The organism is Pigmentiphaga sp. YJ18, from assembly GCF_038066655.1.
GTDB lineage: Bacteria > Pseudomonadota > Gammaproteobacteria > Burkholderiales > Burkholderiaceae_B > Pigmentiphaga.
In genome coordinates, this window is sequence record NZ_JBBUKU010000001.1 from 2,657,819 (window position 1) to 2,673,859 (window position 16,041).

The 16,041-nt window shown below is 66.6% G+C and carries 16 protein-coding genes; 7 read left to right on the plus strand and 9 right to left on the minus strand.

The genetic code is table 11. The features are described 5' to 3' along the window. Positions 1-170: 170 nt before the first annotated feature. The 3 genes from WKR98_RS12765 (at position 171) to WKR98_RS12775 (ending at position 1,928) form a co-directional block, all read left to right on the plus strand. Positions 171-632: a nuclear transport factor 2 family protein gene (locus tag WKR98_RS12765; protein WP_124692260.1), complete on the plus strand. Its 462-nt coding sequence runs from the start codon at positions 171-173 to the stop codon at positions 630-632. A 146-nt stretch (positions 633-778) separates the two neighbouring features. Continuing rightward, a complete protein-coding gene (locus tag WKR98_RS12770; RefSeq protein WP_341433424.1) occupies positions 779-1,312 on the plus strand; it encodes a class I SAM-dependent methyltransferase in 534 nt (177 codons plus the stop codon). Between the two features lie 130 nt (positions 1,313-1,442). Then, complete coding sequence (locus WKR98_RS12775; RefSeq protein WP_124688436.1) at positions 1,443-1,928, plus strand: hypothetical protein; 486 nt, start codon at positions 1,443-1,445, stop codon at positions 1,926-1,928. A 48-nt stretch (positions 1,929-1,976) separates the two neighbouring features. Here the strand turns inward: WKR98_RS12775 and WKR98_RS12780 are convergent, their stop codons facing one another. From WKR98_RS12780 to WKR98_RS12800, 5 genes are all read right to left on the minus strand, one after another. Then, positions 1,977-2,330 carry a hypothetical protein gene (locus WKR98_RS12780; RefSeq protein WP_341433427.1) on the minus strand — a complete coding sequence of 118 codons (354 nt, stop codon included), beginning with the start codon at positions 2,328-2,330 and terminating at the stop codon, positions 1,977-1,979. 11 nt (positions 2,331-2,341) lie between these two features. Continuing rightward, positions 2,342-3,733 carry a dihydroorotase gene (locus tag WKR98_RS12785; RefSeq protein WP_341433429.1) on the minus strand — a complete coding sequence of 464 codons (1,392 nt, stop codon included), beginning with the start codon at positions 3,731-3,733 and terminating at the stop codon, positions 2,342-2,344. A gap of 41 nt (positions 3,734-3,774) precedes the next feature. Next, positions 3,775-4,527 carry an IclR family transcriptional regulator gene (locus WKR98_RS12790; protein WP_124688439.1) on the minus strand — a complete coding sequence of 251 codons (753 nt, stop codon included), beginning with the start codon at positions 4,525-4,527 and terminating at the stop codon, positions 3,775-3,777. A 65-nt stretch (positions 4,528-4,592) separates the two neighbouring features. Further along, a complete protein-coding gene (locus WKR98_RS12795; protein ID WP_341433431.1) occupies positions 4,593-5,570 on the minus strand; it encodes a tripartite tricarboxylate transporter substrate binding protein in 978 nt (325 codons plus the stop codon). A 149-nt stretch (positions 5,571-5,719) separates the two neighbouring features. Beyond that, positions 5,720-7,843, minus strand: coding sequence for a putative bifunctional diguanylate cyclase/phosphodiesterase (locus WKR98_RS12800; RefSeq protein ID WP_341433433.1), 2,124 nt, complete (start codon positions 7,841-7,843; stop codon positions 5,720-5,722). Positions 7,844-8,097: 254 nt separating this feature from the next. Here WKR98_RS12800 and WKR98_RS12805 point away from each other — a divergent pair, with 254 nt between their 5' ends. Beyond that, positions 8,098-8,841 (plus strand): sulfite exporter TauE/SafE family protein, encoded by a 744-nt coding sequence (locus WKR98_RS12805; RefSeq protein WP_124688442.1) that lies wholly within the window; start codon positions 8,098-8,100, stop codon positions 8,839-8,841. Positions 8,842-8,850: 9 nt separating this feature from the next. On the opposite strand, the gene WKR98_RS12810 is transcribed toward WKR98_RS12805, so the two are convergent. From WKR98_RS12810 to WKR98_RS12825, 4 genes are all read right to left on the minus strand, one after another. Then, positions 8,851-10,794, minus strand: a complete 1,944-nt coding sequence (locus WKR98_RS12810) for an FAD-binding monooxygenase (protein WP_341433437.1) — start codon at positions 10,792-10,794, stop codon at positions 8,851-8,853. A 23-nt stretch (positions 10,795-10,817) separates the two neighbouring features. Next, positions 10,818-11,297, minus strand: coding sequence for a bacteriohemerythrin (locus tag WKR98_RS12815; RefSeq protein WP_124688444.1), 480 nt, complete (start codon positions 11,295-11,297; stop codon positions 10,818-10,820). 96 nt (positions 11,298-11,393) lie between these two features. After that, on the minus strand, positions 11,394-11,870 hold the full coding sequence (locus WKR98_RS12820) for a hemerythrin domain-containing protein (protein ID WP_341433441.1): 477 nt from the start codon (positions 11,868-11,870) through the stop codon (positions 11,394-11,396). Between the two features lie 62 nt (positions 11,871-11,932). Continuing rightward, entirely contained in the window at positions 11,933-12,826 is an 894-nt protein-coding gene (locus WKR98_RS12825; RefSeq protein WP_341433443.1) for a LysR family transcriptional regulator, read from the minus strand. A 121-nt stretch (positions 12,827-12,947) separates the two neighbouring features. Between WKR98_RS12825 and WKR98_RS12830 the strand changes: the two genes are divergently transcribed. The 3 genes from WKR98_RS12830 to gtdA are packed head-to-tail and all read left to right on the plus strand — an operon-like array spanning position 12,948 to position 16,038. Further along, entirely contained in the window at positions 12,948-13,823 is an 876-nt protein-coding gene (locus WKR98_RS12830; RefSeq protein WP_341433445.1) for a fumarylacetoacetate hydrolase family protein, read from the plus strand. Further along, entirely contained in the window at positions 13,820-15,010 is a 1,191-nt protein-coding gene (locus tag WKR98_RS12835) for a 3-hydroxybenzoate 6-monooxygenase (protein ID WP_341433446.1), read from the plus strand. The genes WKR98_RS12830 and WKR98_RS12835 overlap by 4 nt, the downstream gene beginning before the upstream one ends. Then, a complete protein-coding gene (gene gtdA, locus WKR98_RS12840; RefSeq protein ID WP_341433448.1) occupies positions 15,007-16,038 on the plus strand; it encodes a gentisate 1,2-dioxygenase in 1,032 nt (343 codons plus the stop codon). The genes WKR98_RS12835 and gtdA overlap by 4 nt, the downstream gene beginning before the upstream one ends. Positions 16,039-16,041 lie beyond the last annotated feature (3 nt).

Here is a 16,041-nt window from a genome sequence, read left to right on the forward strand (position 1 = left end):
CGGCGCTGCCGCGGGAAGATTAACCGATGCTAACTATTGGTGCCTGATCGCTTGCCGCGTCGCGGGGTTGGTCCGATGATTCGCCCTTCGCCCAGCCGCCCCCCGGGGGAAGCTGGGCAGAAGCCGACTCAATCGAAGGAGATGTCGTGGCTAGCCCCTGCCCCTTGTTCATGCGTTTCATCGCTCCCGCCGGCGTCTTGCTCGCTCTGGTTCTCGCCAGTCCCGTCCACGCACAGGAAAAGGCTCGCAATCTCCAGCAGGAGGAAGCCAACCGCCAGCTCGTCGTCGAGTTCTACGACCGGGTCTTCAACCGGCATGAAGTCGCGGAAGGCTCCCGCGTGGTGGCGGACGACTACAAGCAGCACAATCCCGCGGTGCCCGATGGCAAGGCGCCGTTCGTTTCCTTCTTCGCCAACAAGTTCAAGACCAATACGCAGGCCAAGGTTCGCATCGTCCGCAGCGCGGCCAACGACGACCTCGTCTGGCTGCACGTCCATTCCACCGAGAACGCCAGCGACCGCGGCCGCGCCGTCGTCGACATCTTCCGCGTCAAGGACGGGAAGATCGTCGAGCACTGGGACGTGATCCAGTCCGTGCCGGAAAAAACGGCCAACAACAATACGATGTTCTAGCCGGCGCGCGGGCGGGGGGCGCCTGGATTGCGGGCGATGCTCGTACGTCTCCTCCTTCGCCGGCCGCATGTGCCCGCCAAGCCCGTTACACCCCAGGGCCAGCGAGCAGTTGCTCGCGGCCACACGCCGAGGTAGAGGCGATGCAGATGCACGAGCAAGACACTGTCCCACCCGCCCGGCTGTTCGTCACGCCGGATGCGCTCGCGGACACCATCGTGGACCATGCGTACATCCGTGCCGGCCACAGGCTGTGCGAGCCGAGCGCGGGAACCGGTGCGCTGCTTCGGGCCGTTCGGCGCCGCTTCGGACAGACGATCGACTGCGTCGCGGTGGAGATCAATGGCTCCATGGCGCGGGGCCTGGTCGATCAGGGCCTGAACGCCTCGATCATCCATGGCGATTTCCTGTCCCTGACCCGGGGGGAAATCGGGGAGTTCGACCGGATCGTCATGAGTCCGCCATTCGAGAACGGCCGCGACGTCGATCACATCCGCAAGGCCTTGACCCTGCTTCGCCCGGGCGGCCGCCTGGTCGCGCTGTGCATCGATGGCCCGAGGCAGAATCGCTATCTGCGTCCCATCGTCGAGGAACGCCGGGGGATCTGGAAAGAACTGCCCAGGCGTTTTTTCAGGGATCAAGGGGCCATGGCCAACGTGGCGCTGCTGATCTTGAGCTGGTGACGCGGCCGGCTTCCCATGCTGTCATCCGATCATCCACATTATGACCAACACCAACAGAGTTTCGTACGTGGCGTTTCCATCCCGACGGTCCCCACGGCCGGATCCCGCGCGCGAATCGCCGGAAGCCTCGATGGCGCAGACCGAGGAAGCCTGTTCGGCAGAACGGCTGCGCGCGCTGGAGTCGATGTATGAACGCATCTGCGACGAGGCCGCGGAACTGGATGCCAGAAAGGTGGCGGCACAGCAGTCTTCACGCTACTGGCGCCAGCAGGCCGAGTTTGCCGCCGCGGGCGGGCGGGAAGACCTGGCGGAATCGGCAGCGGCGCGGGCACAGACCGCCGAGAATTTCGCGCAGCTCCTGCGGCATTCCCAGGATTCGACCGGCTGGGAAATGGCGCCGATCCTGGAGCAACTGAACGAGGCGACCTTGCTGGCGCGGGAAGCGGGATTCAAGCGGCCCTCCGGGCCCGCGGCCGAGAGTGATTCCATTCAGCGGCAGATCGACGCATTATGGCGGGCCCTGGAGGCCAGCCAGGCCACGCCGCCCGGCGCCGGGCCCTGCTGCCTGACGGGGCAGGGGTGCCTGCTCGCCAGCAATCGTGACCGGTGGGGCTGATGGCCTCGGCATGTCGGACCCCTGGCCACGATCGCATCCGGGGGCCCGTCAGGCTTGGGGGGCCGCTTGCAGGATGGGAGGGCGCTGTTGGCCAGCTTCTTCCATTTCCAGCAGGCCGGCCAGGTGGACTTCCTGCACGCAGTCGCACTGGCCGGTGGCGACCCGGGCCCGCGCGTACCACATCTTGACGTCCTGCCCCATCGCTTCCATCAGCTTGCGCCGGACGTCGCGTTCAGACCAGTCCGAGATCAGCCAGGCCAGCATGGCTTCGTCCAGCAGCAGGCCGCCCAGATCCTCGGACGTGATGCCCAGTTCCAGGCAGCGCCGGCGGGCGTCCGAGAGTATCTGCACCGCGCGGGCCGTGTCGGGAACGGGGCCGCGTCCAGGCATCGAATCTTCCATCGTTTTCTCCTTCAGGCGGCGTTCGCCGCCACGTTGCGCAGGAAGCGGCCCGAGCCCGGTTCGCCCGAGACGACGCCATCCTGCATCACGATACGCCCGCCGCTGATCGTCATCACGACACGGCCCGTGTACGCGCGGCCCGAATAGGGAGACCACTTGACCTTGGTGTAGCACTCGTCGTCGGTCAGGACGCCGGTCCGGGCCATGTCGATGACCGCGATGTCCGCGTCGGCCCCGGGTTGCAGGACGCCTTTGCGCGGATGCAGGCCCAGCAGCTTCGCCGGGTTGGTCGACATGGTATGGACCAGTGTCTCCAGCGTCAGGCGCCCCTGGCTGACCAGGGTGAGCATGACGGCGCTGACGTGGTCGAGCTGCGGGTTGCCGAAGGGAATGCTCCAGGCATCCTTCCAGCCGGGCTCGAGTTCTTCGCGGGTATGCGGCGCATGGTCCGTGGCCAGCACGGTGACCAGCCCGCGGCCCAGGCAGTCCAGCAGCGCGTCGCGATGCGCCAGCGGCAGGCCGTAGGGCGTGGACAGCGGCCCCATCCGGGCCATGTCTTCCTCGCCCAGCAGCATGTACTTGGGATTCACCTCGGACGAGACCGGAACGCCTTCGCCGGCCGCTTCCTGGATCATGCGCAGGCTGCGCTCGGTGCGCACGTGCAGGATGTGCGTACGCGCCGAAGCGGCCCGGCTCATCTCGATCAGTGTCGAGATCGCGGTGTGGTCGCCCACGAAGTTCTCGCCGAAGTAGGCTTCCAGGAAGTCCCGCGGGCCGGTCGTGCCCGCGGCCCAGCGCTTGCGGGATTCGTGGGTGAACAGTTGCTGGTTCTGCGGGTGCACGGCGCAATACACGCCCAGATCGCGTGCCAGGCGCAGCGTGTCGTAGAGTTCTCCGGCATCGCCGGTGAACAACTCGGGATCGTGAGGGTAGTGGGATTTCGGATCCGCCACCATGAAGATCTTCACGCCGATGGCGCCTTCCTCGACCATGCCCGGGATTTCGGCCAGATTGGTCGCGCCGGCGTAAAGCGCATAGTCGACCAGGGCGCGTTCGCCGACCGAGTCGCGCTTGGTGCGGAAGCGGTCGCGCGTCAGCAGGGCGGGTTTGTTGTTCGGCATGTCGACCACCGTGGTGACGCCGCCCGCGGCCGCCGCCTGGGTGCCCGTCCAGAAATCTTCCTTGTAGGTCAGCCCCGGGTCGCGGAAATGGACATGGGTGTCGATGAAGCCGGGCACGAGGATCTTGCCCCGCATGTCCACGGTGCGGCGTGCGGCGGGCGCCCAGCCCTCCGCGGACAGGAACGCGATTCTGCCGTCCTCGATGCCCACCGACGCTTCAACCAGGTTGCCGTTCGAATAGACCGATCCGCCGACAAGTAGCAGGTCCACCACTTTGCTCATCCACTTCTCTCCAACTCAAGCGCGGGACATCGCCGTGCCCGCTATGTCACACCGGCGTTTACGCAGCCCAGGTCGCCGGATATCCTGGCTGCCGCGGCAGCGACACACTTGCCCAGACGGGCCGTGGCTTCGCCGCTCATGCGCGTTTCGGCGCCCCAGACGCATATCGCGCCGGTCACCTTGTTCTGGGCGTTGTGGATGGGTGCCGCAATTCCCCAGATGTCGGGCCGCCATTCACCGCGGTTGACCGCATAGCCGTGTTCCCGCGCATAGGCCATCTCGCTTTCCATCGCCGCCTGGCTGGTGATGGTGGCCGAGGTGTAGGCCTCCAGCGGATACGCCAGCGTCGCGGCGACTTCCGGTGAGAACGCCAGCACGGCCTTGCCTCCGGACACCGCGTGGATGGGCACGCGGCTGCCGACCACCGTCGTCGCGCGCAGGGGTTGTGCGCTGTCCGCCTTGTCGACGCAGACGACGGTGAGCTTTTCCGGGACCAGCAACTGCACCGACTCGTTGACCTGCGCGCACAACTGACGCACGACGGGCTTGGCCACGTCGATCAGGTCCAGGTTCGCCACTCTGCGCGACCCCAGTTCCCACATCTTGAGCGACAGCTGATACGCGGACGATTCGTTCTGGCTGACATAGCCCAGTGCCAGCAGCGTCCGGAGCAGGCGATGGACGTTGGCCTTGGTCATGTCCACCTCCGCGGCCAGCTCCGTCACGCCGCGCGCGCGATCCGAATTCGACAGCGCCTCGAGTACCGACAGTGCCTTGACGACGGTCTTATCCATGTTTCTCTATATCAAATGTTGATACGAGGAGCCATGTTATTGGAATGAAAACTACCCGGCAAACCTCATTCCAGCTTAAGTTTGATGGCGCGCGCGACGGCTCCGAAACTCTTCACTTCGCGATCGATGGTCTGTTTGACGATTTCCGGCGTATTCGCGTCCGCCGGGGCCTGGCCGCCCAGTTCCTGCAGGCGCTTGGCGATGTCCGGCTCGGCCAGGATCTCGTTCACCAGCGTGTTCAGGCTGTGCACCGTCGCCGGGGGCGTGGCCGCCGGCGCGAACAGGCCGAACCAGAGGTCCAGGTCCACGCCATGTATTCCCGATTCTTCCAGTGTGGGGACGTCCGGCAGTCGGGCGGACCGCTCCTTGCTCAGCACCGCCAGCGGCCGCAGCTTGCCGGCGGCGAGAAAACTCCGGGCGTCGGCGGCGCTTTGCAGGCCCCACTGGACATCGCCGCGGACCATCGCGTAGAGCGTGTCCTGGGAGCCCTTGTAGGGGACGTGGTTGAAGTGGGTTCCCGCCTGCTGGTTGATCAGTTCCGAGACCAGGTGCGAGAGCGCGCCTATGCCCGACGAGCCGTAGGACGGGGCCGGCTGCTTGTTGCGCCCGTCGGCCAGCAACTGGCTCAGGGTCTGGTACGGCGAATCCGTGCCGACCATGACCATGAATGGCGAGCGGTAGGCGATCGCCACCGGGGCGAGATCGCTGGTCTTGTAGCCGACGTTGGGGTTCACGTTCGGGATGATGGTGACCGGACCGGTGACCGTCAGCAGCAGGGTATAGCCATCGGCGGGCGCCTTGGCCACCAGCGCGGCACCGATCGCGCCCCCCGCGCCCACGCGGGTCTCGACCACCACGGGCTGGCCCGTGCGTTCGGTGATGCGCTTGGAGAGCAGGCGGGCGACTGAATCGGTGCCGCCGCCGGGAGCGAAGGGCACGACGAGACGGATCGGCTTGCTGGGAAAAGCCTCCGCGTGGGCGGCGGCCAGCGGTGCCGCCAGTCCCCAGGACAGCACTGCCAGCTTCACGAGATGCTTGGTCACTTGCTTATTCTCCTTGGCCTTGTTCGTATCAATATTCAATACAATGTATAGAATATTGATACGAAATCGTAGAGCACAAAAACGGCCGCGGTCAAGCGATCCGTTGGCGGGCAGGGGTGAAGAAGGCGTGGCCGGAATGGCCCGGCAAGTCAACCGACGTGGCTTGTTGTCGGCCGGGGAAGGCGGGAGGGGGCGAGAACGGGATGCCACGCTTGGGCGACGTCGGGAAACTCCGAGGCGGGCACAGGCTTGCCCAGCAGGAAGCCTTGCACGGAGTTGCAGCCGAGTTCGGTCAGGAGTCGTTGCTGACCGGCTGTCTCCACGCCTTCCGCGACGATCCTGAGGTTCAGGCGCTGGCCCAGCGCGATGATGGCCGAGACGATGGCGGCATCTTCCTGGCTGTGTTCGAGCTGGTCGATGAAGCTGCGATCTATCTTCAGTTCGTTGGCGGGCAGTTGCTTCAGATAGAGCAGGTTGGAGTAGCCGGTGCCGAAATCGTCGATGGAAATCGATACGCCCAGCGCGGTCAGCTTGCGCAGCACTTCGATGCTGGCCACGGCATCCCGCATGGCCGTGGTTTCGGTGATCTCGATGGTCAGGCAACTGGGCGGCACCAGGTGACGCGCGAGCGCGCCCTGTATCGTTTCCAGCAGGCCCGGGTGGGCGAATTGCATGGCCGACAGATTCACGGACACGTTCCAGTTCGTGTGCCCGAGGTCGCGCCATATCCGTAACTGCCGACAGGCCTCGTTCAGTACCCAGTCGCCGATGGGAAATATCAGTCCCGTGCGTTCCGCCAGCGGGATGAAGTCGCCCGGCGGAATGACGCCGTGCCTGGGATGATTCCAGCGCAGCAGCGCTTCGGCGCCGACCGCCGGGCCGGTCGGCGGCAGGAACTTGGGCTGGTAGTGCAGCAGCAGTTCGCCGCGTTCTCGCGCCTGGCGCAGGTCCTGCACCAGTTGCAGTTGCCTGCGCGCGTCTTCATTCATGGTCGATTCGAAATAGCTGAAGCGGCGGGCGCCGCCCTGGCGCTTGGCGTGGTACATGGCGGCATCGGCATGGGTTAGCAGCGTGTGTCCATCCTTGCCGTCCTCCGGATGGATGGCGATGCCCACGCTGGCCGTGACGCACAGCGTGTGTCCGTCGACGTGGGTGTCGCGCGAGAGCGCGGCGATGAGTTTCTGGGCGATCAGGGCGGAGTCGGCGGGGGCCGCCACGTCGGCCACGAGGACGAACTCGTCGCCGCCCAGGCGCGCGACGGTATCCCCGGGCCGGGCGACTTCATCCTTGATGCGGTGGGCCAGTTCACGCAACAGGCCGTCGCCGCAGCGATGGCCGTAGGCGTCGTTGACCGCCTTGAATCCATCCAGGTCGATGAACAGCACCGCGAAACGGCTGTGCCGCGTATCGGCCCGGCTGATGGCCTGGCGCAGGCGGTCGTCGAGCTGGGCGCGGTTGGGGAGCTTGGTGAGCGTGTCGTGCAGCGCCAGGTGCATGAGTTCCTGGTTGGCCTGGGCCAGCGAGGCCGCCAGGGCCGAGGTGCGTGTCTCCAGGCGGGTGTCCAGAACGGCCACGGCCAGCGCGATGCTCAGCACGCTCAAGGTAATGCCGGTGACTCCGGTGGCCAGCCAGCCCGGGCTGATGCCGCTCAGCACGGCCAGGCATTCGGCGCCGTCGGCGATGCGGGCCGCGGTCATGCCGGTATAGTGCATGCCCACGATGGCCAGGCCCATGACCAGGGAACCGCGGAGCCGGCGGGCCGCGGTGTTCGAACGGTTGCGGCGTTGCTTGTGCGCGATCGACAGCGCGGTGCCCGAGGCGACCACGGCGATGACGATGGAAAGGGCGAATAGCCAGGGTGAGTATTCGATGGCCGGGGACATGCGCATCGCGGCCATGCCGACGTAGTGCATGGCGGCAATGCCGGCCCCCATCTGCAGCGCCGCGCAAGCCATGCGCCACCGAGGCAGTGCCGCGCGGTGCGCCATCCAGAGCGCGCAGGCCGAGCAGGCGATGGCGATCAGGAGGGACAGGATCGTGAGCCCCAGGTCGTATCCGAGCGGGATGGGGAGCCGGAAAGCCAGCATGCCGACGAAGTGCATGGACCAGATGCCCAGGCCCAAGGCGCATCCGCCACCCAGCAGCCAGGCGAGCGAAACCTTGCCGCGTGTCGCATTGGCACGGCTGACCAGTCCCAGCGCGGTATAGGAGGCCAGTATGGCGACCGCGAGAGAAACCAGCACCAGGTTGGGATCGTAGCTTCCGACGAGCATCAAAAGGCCTTCACATATCGAAGGCCTCCAGGGGGCGGCCTATTCAACCGTGGCGAGGACAAAGTGAAACAGTTTTGCGTCACGCGCAAATCTCGAGATACGAGCAGGGGAGCGTATCCGATTTCCCTTCGTGCCAGAGGAGGGGGTGGGCCGATGTTAAGTATCGTGCGGCCCAAACTAGGGCCGTGGGCCGGAGCTATACTCCCCGGCGAAAAAAGAACCGTAATACAACGGTTCCCAATGGGGGAGCGGCCATGACGGCTGGAATTTTCGCCATTGTCAGCCTGTTGACCGTGTTCGCCTCGTTCTTGTCGGGCGTGTTCGGCATGGCGGGCGGCATGGTGCTGATGGGCGCATTGCTATTGCTGATGCCGGTCTCGGCAGCCATGGTCGTGCAAAGCGTGGCTTTGCTGGCGTCGAACGTCTGGCGCGCCGTCCTGTGGCGAGCTCATACCGATTGGCGGATCGTCGGGCGGTTCGCCATGGGCGCAGCGGTCGCGTTCGCGCTCATGTTCAGCGTCCGGTTCGTTCCCAGCCGCAGCATGGCGCTGATCGTCCTGGGGCTGAGTCCCTTCATCGCGCTGGCCGTGCCGGCCCGCCTGGCGCCTCGAGCCGAGCGGCGCATGGCCGCCGAAATATGCGGCTTCGTGTGCCAGGTCATGCATCTGCTGAGCGGGGTCACGGGACCGCTGCTGGATATCTTCTTCGTGCGGTCGACCGCCATGGACCGCCGCACCGTGGTGGCGACGAAGGCGACGTGCCAGGTGCTGGGACATACCTCCAAGCTGGTGTATTTTGGCGGCGCGCTGGGCGCGGCCGAACTGTCGGCGCAATGGTGGCACTGGGTGGTGCTTATCGGGTGCGCCGTCGCCGGCACGTCATTGAGCCGGGCCGTACTCGAGCGCATCACCGACGCGCAGTTCCGCCGCTGGACCCGGACGATCGTGCTGGGAATCGGGACCGTCTATCTGATCCAGGGCGTGGCGTCCATGATGTAGCGGGCGGCGCTAGCCCGCCTCCACCATGAACCCGTCGAAGAACCCCGCCAGTTCCGCGTGGGCATCCAGCGGCAGCACGTGCGCCACGTATTGGTCGGGCCGCACGATCACCACGCAGCCGCGCCGGCGGTCGATGCCGCGCAGGTCGAAGATGTCCTGGCCGCCTTTCAGGTCGGGGCAGAACATCTTCTCGTAGTCGATCAGCCCGTAGCGTCCCTTGCGCGGCTGCAGGAAGGCCGGCATGGCCTCGAGCGCCAGCGCGCGATGGCCTTGCTGGAAGACGGCGCGCACGTCGATCACGGCGTCGACGTCGGCCCCCGCGGGCGTGTATTTCCGGATCGGCGACTGGCTTGATTCGGCCAGGAAGCGGCACAGTTCCCCGATGGCCGCGGACGGCGCGGCGGGGTCCGCGGCATCGGCGAAGGCGAACACGCGCCAGCGGCCGTCGGCCTTGACCGCGTGGCCCAGGTGCATGGGCTTGGCGTCGGCCAGGCGGATGACCGGCGCGGAGTGGAAGCGCATGCCGATGACGAGGCCGCGCGCCAGTTCCTGGTGGGTCGGCTCCGCGCTGATGACGGACGGGTAGTAGCGGGTCTCGGTGCCGGCGGTGAAGCGGCCCTGCTTGACGAAGTAGCGCTGGAACTCGGCCGGGTCGATGCCTTCGCTGTCGTCCCGGGACGGATCCTTGGGGGCGGCGCTGAACATCTTGGCGAATTCGCGATCGAAGTCGATCAGTTCCTTGGCGACGGTCTGGCGTTCCTTGGAGTAGGTGTGCAGGATCTGGGGCGTGCTCTGGCCGCGCAGCACGGCGGCCAGCTTCCAGCCCAGGTTGAAGCCGTCCTGCATGGAGACGTTCATGCCCTGGCCCGCCTTGGGGCTGTGGGTGTGGCAGGCGTCGCCGGCAATGAAGACGCGCGGCAGGCGGGCATGTTCCTCCTGTTCGGGCACGTCGTCGAACTTGTCGCACAGGCGCTGGCCGATCTCGTACACGGACCACCACGCGACTTCCTTCACGTCCAGGGTGTAGGGGCGCAGGATGCGCTGGGCGGCGGCGATCAGGCGGTCGGAGGTGATTTGCCGGCTGGCGACGCGCTCGTTCTCGTTCAGTTTGTCGAGTTCGATGTACAGGCGCACCAGATAGCCGCCCTCGCGCGGGATGATCAGCACGCTGCCTTCGCTGGCAGAGTGGATGGCCGACTTGATGCGGATGTCGGGGAAGTCGGTGACGGCCAGCACGTCCATCACGCCCCAGGCCTGGTTGGCCGACTCGCCGTGCAGCGCGCGGCCGAGCGACTTGCGCACCGCGCTGTGGGCGCCGTCGCAGCCGACCGCGAAGCGGGCGCGCACCGTCTCGACCTGGCCCTCGTGTCCGGGGTCGGTGCGCTCGAAGCGCGCCGTGACCGGATGGGTGGGCGCGCCGCCGGCGGGGGATTCCGCCACGGCCAGATCCAGCAGGCGGCGCGAGTAGTGGGGTTCGAGCCGTGACGGCGCGTTGCGCATGACGTCCAGGTAGAAGTCGTGGACGCGGGCCTGATTCAGGATGACGTGGGGAAACTCGGAAAGACCGTCCTCGGTGTCCTGGATGCGGCCGCTGCGCACGATCTGGTCGCGCTGCGCATCGTCAGGTTTCCAGAACGAGGTCTCGTTGACCCAATACGCTTCCTTCAGCACGCGCTGGCTGAAATCGAAGGCCTCGAACATCTCGACCGTGCGGCAGGCGATGCCGTCGGCCTGGCCCAGCCGCAGCGGTCCCGGTTTTTGTTCGACGATACAGGTCCTGAGGTCGGGAAAGGCCGCCAGCTGCGTGGCCAGGGTCAGGCCGGTGGGGCCGCTGCCCACGATCAGGATGTCGACCTCGCCGGGCAGCGCGTCGGCTCGCGGGGCTGCGCCTTGTCCAGCGGGTTCGGAGATGTCGGGGTCGCCGGGTTTGAACCCGTTCAGGTGGAATTGCATGGCTAGTCGGATCCGGCCGGATGTTACATCTTGCGCCGCAGCACGATGGGCTTGCCGCCGTAGGCGCGCTTGCTCATCCAGGCGGCCAGCGCCGCGTCCAGGTAGTCGGCATGGCCCGGGAACCATTGGAACAGGTGCAGGGCGAAGTCGTGCACCAGCGCCACGTCGGCCTGTCCGCTCAGGAACAGCTCGCGCACCTCGCGGGTGGATTTCATCACGGCTTCGTGTTCCTGCACGTGGCAGTCGGACGGCGGGAACTCGGTGGTGCGCATCCACTCTTCTTCCTGGCCGAAGTGCGATTTGACGTGTTCCTCGAACGCGTCCAGCGCCGCCGGCGCCGAGTCCTGGGTACAGGTCAGCAGGCGGAAGGCGACGTCGTAGAACTCCTTGTGCGACTCGTCCATGGGATGGAATCCGAGCAGCCGGGCATCGGACCAAAGGAAGCTGGTGTCGCTTTCCGGGCGAGGAGCGCTGTCGTCGCGCAAAGTCGGTTCTTGCTTCATGGGGCTTCTGGGTAGTATCGACAAGCAGGTGGACATGGTACCCCGCTTTTGGGGGCAGCCGGGCCGGCGAAGCCTTCGGCCCCGGCTGTCCGGCCGTCAGGCCGGGACGGTCCCCATCAGCTCTTCCTTGCGCGCCGCCATCATGTCCGCCGCTTCCCGCAAGTCGATCTTCTTGCCGACGATCTTGGGAAACAGTTCCTCTTCTTCTTCCTTGACGTGATGGTTGATGTATTCGCCCAGGACGGTGACTCTGGCGTCGTACATCTCGTCGGTGGCGTGCATGGCCTGGATCTGCGCGATCAGGTCCTTGGCGCTGGCGTGCTCGACGATGGCCTCGTCCAGCAGGTCGGCGAAGGGCTGGCCGCCTTCGCGCCGGACCAGCGGGTAGAAGATTTCTTCTTCCAGCATGGTGTGGATGGTCAATTCCTTACAGACCGTCTGGGCGATTTCTTCCTTCTCCGCATCGGATCCGGCTTCCTTGAATTGCTTGAACAGCTTCTTGGCATTGCGATGGTCGTCCAGCAGCAGGCTCAGGGCGGCCTTTTGCGGGGTCGGGATGGTCGATTTGTTCATGAGGATTGCTCCAGAGTGCCCCTCTCACTGAGGTGGGGATCCTTAGCAAACGCCGTGCCCGGCTACTCCTGGAACACGCTGGCCGCGACCGCCCGCAGCCATTTGCAGCCGGGATCGCGGTGGTAGCGTTCGTGCCAGTACTGGCGCACGAGGTAGGACGGCAGGTCGAACGGCACCGCCAGGTAGCGGATCGTTCCATGGGCGGCCAGGATGCGCGCCAGGTGGATGGGGGCCAGCGCCAGCAGGTCGGTCCTGGCGACGATTTCCTCCAGCCCCAGGAACGAGGGCACCCACAGGGCCGTCTTGCGGGCGATGCCGGCGTCGTCGATCGCCTTGTCCAGCAGCCAGTGGGCCGTGCCGGTGGTCATGACGGCCACGTGGGACTCGGACAGGAACTGCGCCTTCGTCAGCTTGGCCTTGACGCGCGGGTGGCCGGCGCGGACCAGGCAGACGTAGTGTTCGCCGAACAGCGTCTGCTGGTGGAAGCCCGCCTGCATGCTGGTCGTGTAGCCCATGGCCAGGTCGGCATCGCCGGTTTCCAGGCGGCGCGGCGTGTCCGGATCCAGATCCCGCACTTCCAGACGCACGTGGGGCGCGACGTCGGCCAGGCGATTGAGCAGGCGGGCCAGGACCACCATCTGGCCGGTATTGGTCATGCAGATGCGGAACACCCGGTCGGACGTGGCGGGGTCGAAATCCGGTTCGCGGCCTTCGCGGCCGTCGAACAGGGCCAGCGCGCCTTGCACCGCCGGTGTCAGCGAGGCGGCCCGGGGCGTGGGGACCATGCCGGCGGACGTGCGCACGAACAGCGGATCCTTGAAGTGCCGGCGCAGCTTGCCCAGACGAATGCTGACCGAAGGCTGGCTCAGGCCCAGTTCGTCGGCCGTGGCCGAGACCGTGCCGGTCCGGGCCAGGGATTGCAAAAGGCGCAGGTCGGTCAGGTCGAGTTTGCTCATGGGCGCCGTCGGGCCGGGATGGATATTGTATTTTTAAATATGATGAATAAATTCTAGTCGATTGACGCAATAATGACGCATCCCTAGTCTTCTTGCCTGACATTCCTGCAAGGAGACATGCATGCTGCTTTGCCGCTTCGATGCGGACCGGCTGGGACTGGTGGAAGGGGACCGGGTCCGCGACGTCACGCCCGCTCTCGCCATCCTGCCCGCCCATACCTATCCGCTGCCGCCTTTCGATCCGCTGATCGCCAACCTGGACGCGGTCAAGCGATGCATCCGCGACCTGTTGCCCGGCGCGCCCAGCGTGCCGCTCAAGGACGTGTCCTTGTTGAGCCCCGTGGCCAGTCCGGGGAAGATCGTCGCGGCGCCGGTCAACTACCTGAAGCATCTGGACGAAGCCCGGGGCGATGCGCAAATCCATCATCGCAACCAGGTCGGCGAAATCCAGCGCGTGGGCCTGTTCCTGAAGGCCACCAGTTCCCTGGTCGGCCCGGCCGCGGGGGTCGCGCTGAAGCATCCGGATCGCCGCAACGACCACGAAGCCGAGGTGGTGGTCGTGATCGGCCGGCGTGGCCGCGACATTCCCGCCGCGCGGGCGCATGAATACATAGCGGGTTATTGCGTGGGGCTGGACATGACCACCCGCGGGCCGGAGGAGCGCAGCCTGCGCAAGTCCATCGATACCTATTCGGTACTGGGACCGTGGATGGCGACGCCCGACGAAGTGCCGGATCCGGCCAGCCTGGATTTCTGGCTGACCGTGAACGGCCAGCCGCGCCAGCGGGCCAGCACCCGGGACCTCGTGCTGGGCATTCCCGAGCTGATCGAGCTGGCGTCGTCGTTCTATACGCTGCATCCCGGCGACCTGCTGTTCACGGGTACGCCGGAGGGCGTCGGGCCGGTCGAGGCGGGCGACGTCATCGACGTCGAAGTGGCGGGCGTGGGCCGGATGACGGTGGCCGTGCGCCAGGCGCAGGCGGGAGACCCGGCATGAAAGCAGACGATGCATCCCGGGTGCTGGTGGCGGGGGGCGGCATAGGCGGACTGGCGGCGGCGCTGGCGCTGGCGCGCACGGGGCGTTCGACGACGGTATTCGAGCAGGCCGAGACCTTCAAGGAAATCGGCGCCGGCATCCAGCTGGGCCCCAACGCCTTCCATACTTTCGACGCGCTGGGCATCACCGACAAGGTGAACCGGCTGGCTTCGTTTCCCGACGACATCGTCGCGATGGACGCGCTGTCGGGCGAACGGCTGGTGCAGTTGCCTGTCGCCCGCCTGTTTCCGCAGCGCTTCGGCCGGCCCTACGGATTGATCCACCGCGCGGACCTGCACGCGGTCCTGCTGGAAGCCTGCCGCGAAAGCGGGCGCGTCACGCTGCATGCCTCCACCAAGGTCCAGGACCACGAGGACACGCCGGATGGCGTCGTGATCCGCACCCAGCAAGGGCAGACGTTCGCCGGCGCGGCGCTGATCGGCGCCGACGGGCTCTGGTCCACCATTCGCGCGGGTATCGTGGGCGACGGCAAGCCCCGCGTCTCGGGCCACATCGCCTACCGCGCGGTGCTGCGCGCCGACGAGGTGCCCGACAGTAACCGGCTGAACGCCATGGTGGTCTGGATGGGGCCCAAGTATCACCTGGTCCACTACCCCCTGCGCGGCAACGAACTGTTCAACCTGGTGGCGGTCTTTCACAGCGATCGCTACGAGGACGGCTGGGACACCTACGGCGACCCGGAGGAACTGCACCTGCGCTTCCAGGGCGCGCATCCCCTGGTCCTGGGCATGCTCGAGAAGATCGAGTCCTGGCGCATGTGGGTGCTGTGCGACCGCGAACCCGTGGCCAACTGGAGCAAGGGGCGGGTCACGCTGCTGGGCGATGCCGCGCACCCGATGCTGCAATACCTGGCGCAGGGCGCGTGCATGGCGATGGAGGATGCGGTGTGCCTGGCCGGCAAGGTGAGTGCCCATCGGGACGACATGGCCGCCGCGTTCCTGGACTACCAGCAGGCGCGCTACCTGCGCACCGCCCGCACGCAGCTGACGGCGCGGCTCTATGGCCATGCCTACCACGCCGCCGGTGCCACGCGCGACCTGCGCAATGCGTTCCTGGGCGTCAGGACGGCGGAGCAGACCATGGAAAGCATGGCCTGGATGTACGATCCGAAGGAGATTCCTCGATGACGGACGACATGTGCGCGCGGCGCGAGGCGTTCTACGGCCGGATCGACGCCAGCCATTGCACGCCGCTGTGGGAGGTGCTGCACGGCCTGATCACGCCCACGCCGTCCACGCCCTGCCAGCCTTGCCATTGGCCCTGGGAAACCATGTGGCCCTACCTGCGGGACGCGGGCAGCCTGATCAGCGCCGAAGAGGCCGAGCGCCGGGTCCTGGTGCTGGAGAATCCGGGGCTGCGCGGCCGCTCCCGCATTACGCACAGCCTGTATGCGGGCCTGCAGCTCATCCTGCCCGGCGAAGTGGCGCCGCCGCATCGCCACTCGCAATCGGCCATGCGTTTCGTCCTGCAGGGCAGGGGCGCCTATACGGCGGTGGACGGACGCCGGATCGCGATGGAGGAGGGGGACTTCGTCATCACCCCGTCGTGGGCCTTCCACGACCACGGCAATCCTTCCGACGAGCCCATGGTCTGGCTGGATGGGCTGGACGTGCCCATCGTGGAACTGTTCGACGCGCAATTCATGGAGAAGGGCGACGCCGCGCCGGCGGGGCAGGGCGGCGACGGCGGGGACAATCTGGCGGCTTTCGGCGCGACGATGAAGCCGGTCGGCTTCGAACCGGCCAGCCGGACCTCGCCGCTGTGCTGGTATCCGTACGCGCGCAGCCGTGAAGCCCTGCTGGCCTTCGCGCGGTCGCAGGCGCCGAATCCGTGCTGGGGCCACAAGCTGCAATACGTCAATCCCGTCACCGGCGGGTGGCCCATGCCGACCATGGGCACGTTCCTGCAATACCTGCCTGCGGGCTTCGACGGCGCGGCTTACCGTTCGACCGACGCCACCGTCTACGCCGTGCGGGAAGGAAGCGGGACATGCCGCATAGGCGGACGGGAACTGCGCTTTGGCCAGCGCGACGTGTTCGTCTGCCCGTCATGGGTGCCGTACACGCTGCATGCGGATGCCGATACCGTCCTGTTCAGTTTCTCGGATCGGCCGGCGCAGCAGAGCCTGGACATCTGGCGCGAACTGGCGGGCTGAGAG

Bases quoted from the DNA above. Each gene is read 5' to 3' on its own strand.
- WKR98_RS12765 (WP_124692260.1), top strand. From the start codon at position 171: ATGCGTTTCATCGCTCCCGCCGGCGTCTTGCTCGCTCTGGTTCTCGCC.
- WKR98_RS12770 (WP_341433424.1), top strand. From the start codon at position 779: ATGCACGAGCAAGACACTGTCCCACCCGCCCGGCTGTTCGTCACGCCG.
- WKR98_RS12775 (WP_124688436.1), top strand. From the start codon at position 1,443: ATGGCGCAGACCGAGGAAGCCTGTTCGGCAGAACGGCTGCGCGCGCTG.
- WKR98_RS12780 (WP_341433427.1), bottom strand. From the start codon at position 2,330: ATGGAAGATTCGATGCCTGGACGCGGCCCCGTTCCCGACACGGCCCGC.
- WKR98_RS12785 (WP_341433429.1), bottom strand. From the start codon at position 3,733: ATGAGCAAAGTGGTGGACCTGCTACTTGTCGGCGGATCGGTCTATTCG.
- WKR98_RS12790 (WP_124688439.1), bottom strand. From the start codon at position 4,527: ATGGATAAGACCGTCGTCAAGGCACTGTCGGTACTCGAGGCGCTGTCG.
- WKR98_RS12800 (WP_341433433.1), bottom strand. From the start codon at position 7,843: ATGCTCGTCGGAAGCTACGATCCCAACCTGGTGCTGGTTTCTCTCGCG.
- WKR98_RS12805 (WP_124688442.1), top strand. From the start codon at position 8,098: ATGACGGCTGGAATTTTCGCCATTGTCAGCCTGTTGACCGTGTTCGCC.
- WKR98_RS12810 (WP_341433437.1), bottom strand. From the start codon at position 10,794: ATGCAATTCCACCTGAACGGGTTCAAACCCGGCGACCCCGACATCTCC.
- WKR98_RS12815 (WP_124688444.1), bottom strand. From the start codon at position 11,297: ATGAAGCAAGAACCGACTTTGCGCGACGACAGCGCTCCTCGCCCGGAA.
- WKR98_RS12820 (WP_341433441.1), bottom strand. From the start codon at position 11,870: ATGAACAAATCGACCATCCCGACCCCGCAAAAGGCCGCCCTGAGCCTG.
- WKR98_RS12825 (WP_341433443.1), bottom strand. From the start codon at position 12,826: ATGAGCAAACTCGACCTGACCGACCTGCGCCTTTTGCAATCCCTGGCC.
- WKR98_RS12830 (WP_341433445.1), top strand. From the start codon at position 12,948: ATGCTGCTTTGCCGCTTCGATGCGGACCGGCTGGGACTGGTGGAAGGG.
- WKR98_RS12835 (WP_341433446.1), top strand. From the start codon at position 13,820: ATGAAAGCAGACGATGCATCCCGGGTGCTGGTGGCGGGGGGCGGCATA.
- gtdA (WP_341433448.1), top strand. From the start codon at position 15,007: ATGACGGACGACATGTGCGCGCGGCGCGAGGCGTTCTACGGCCGGATC.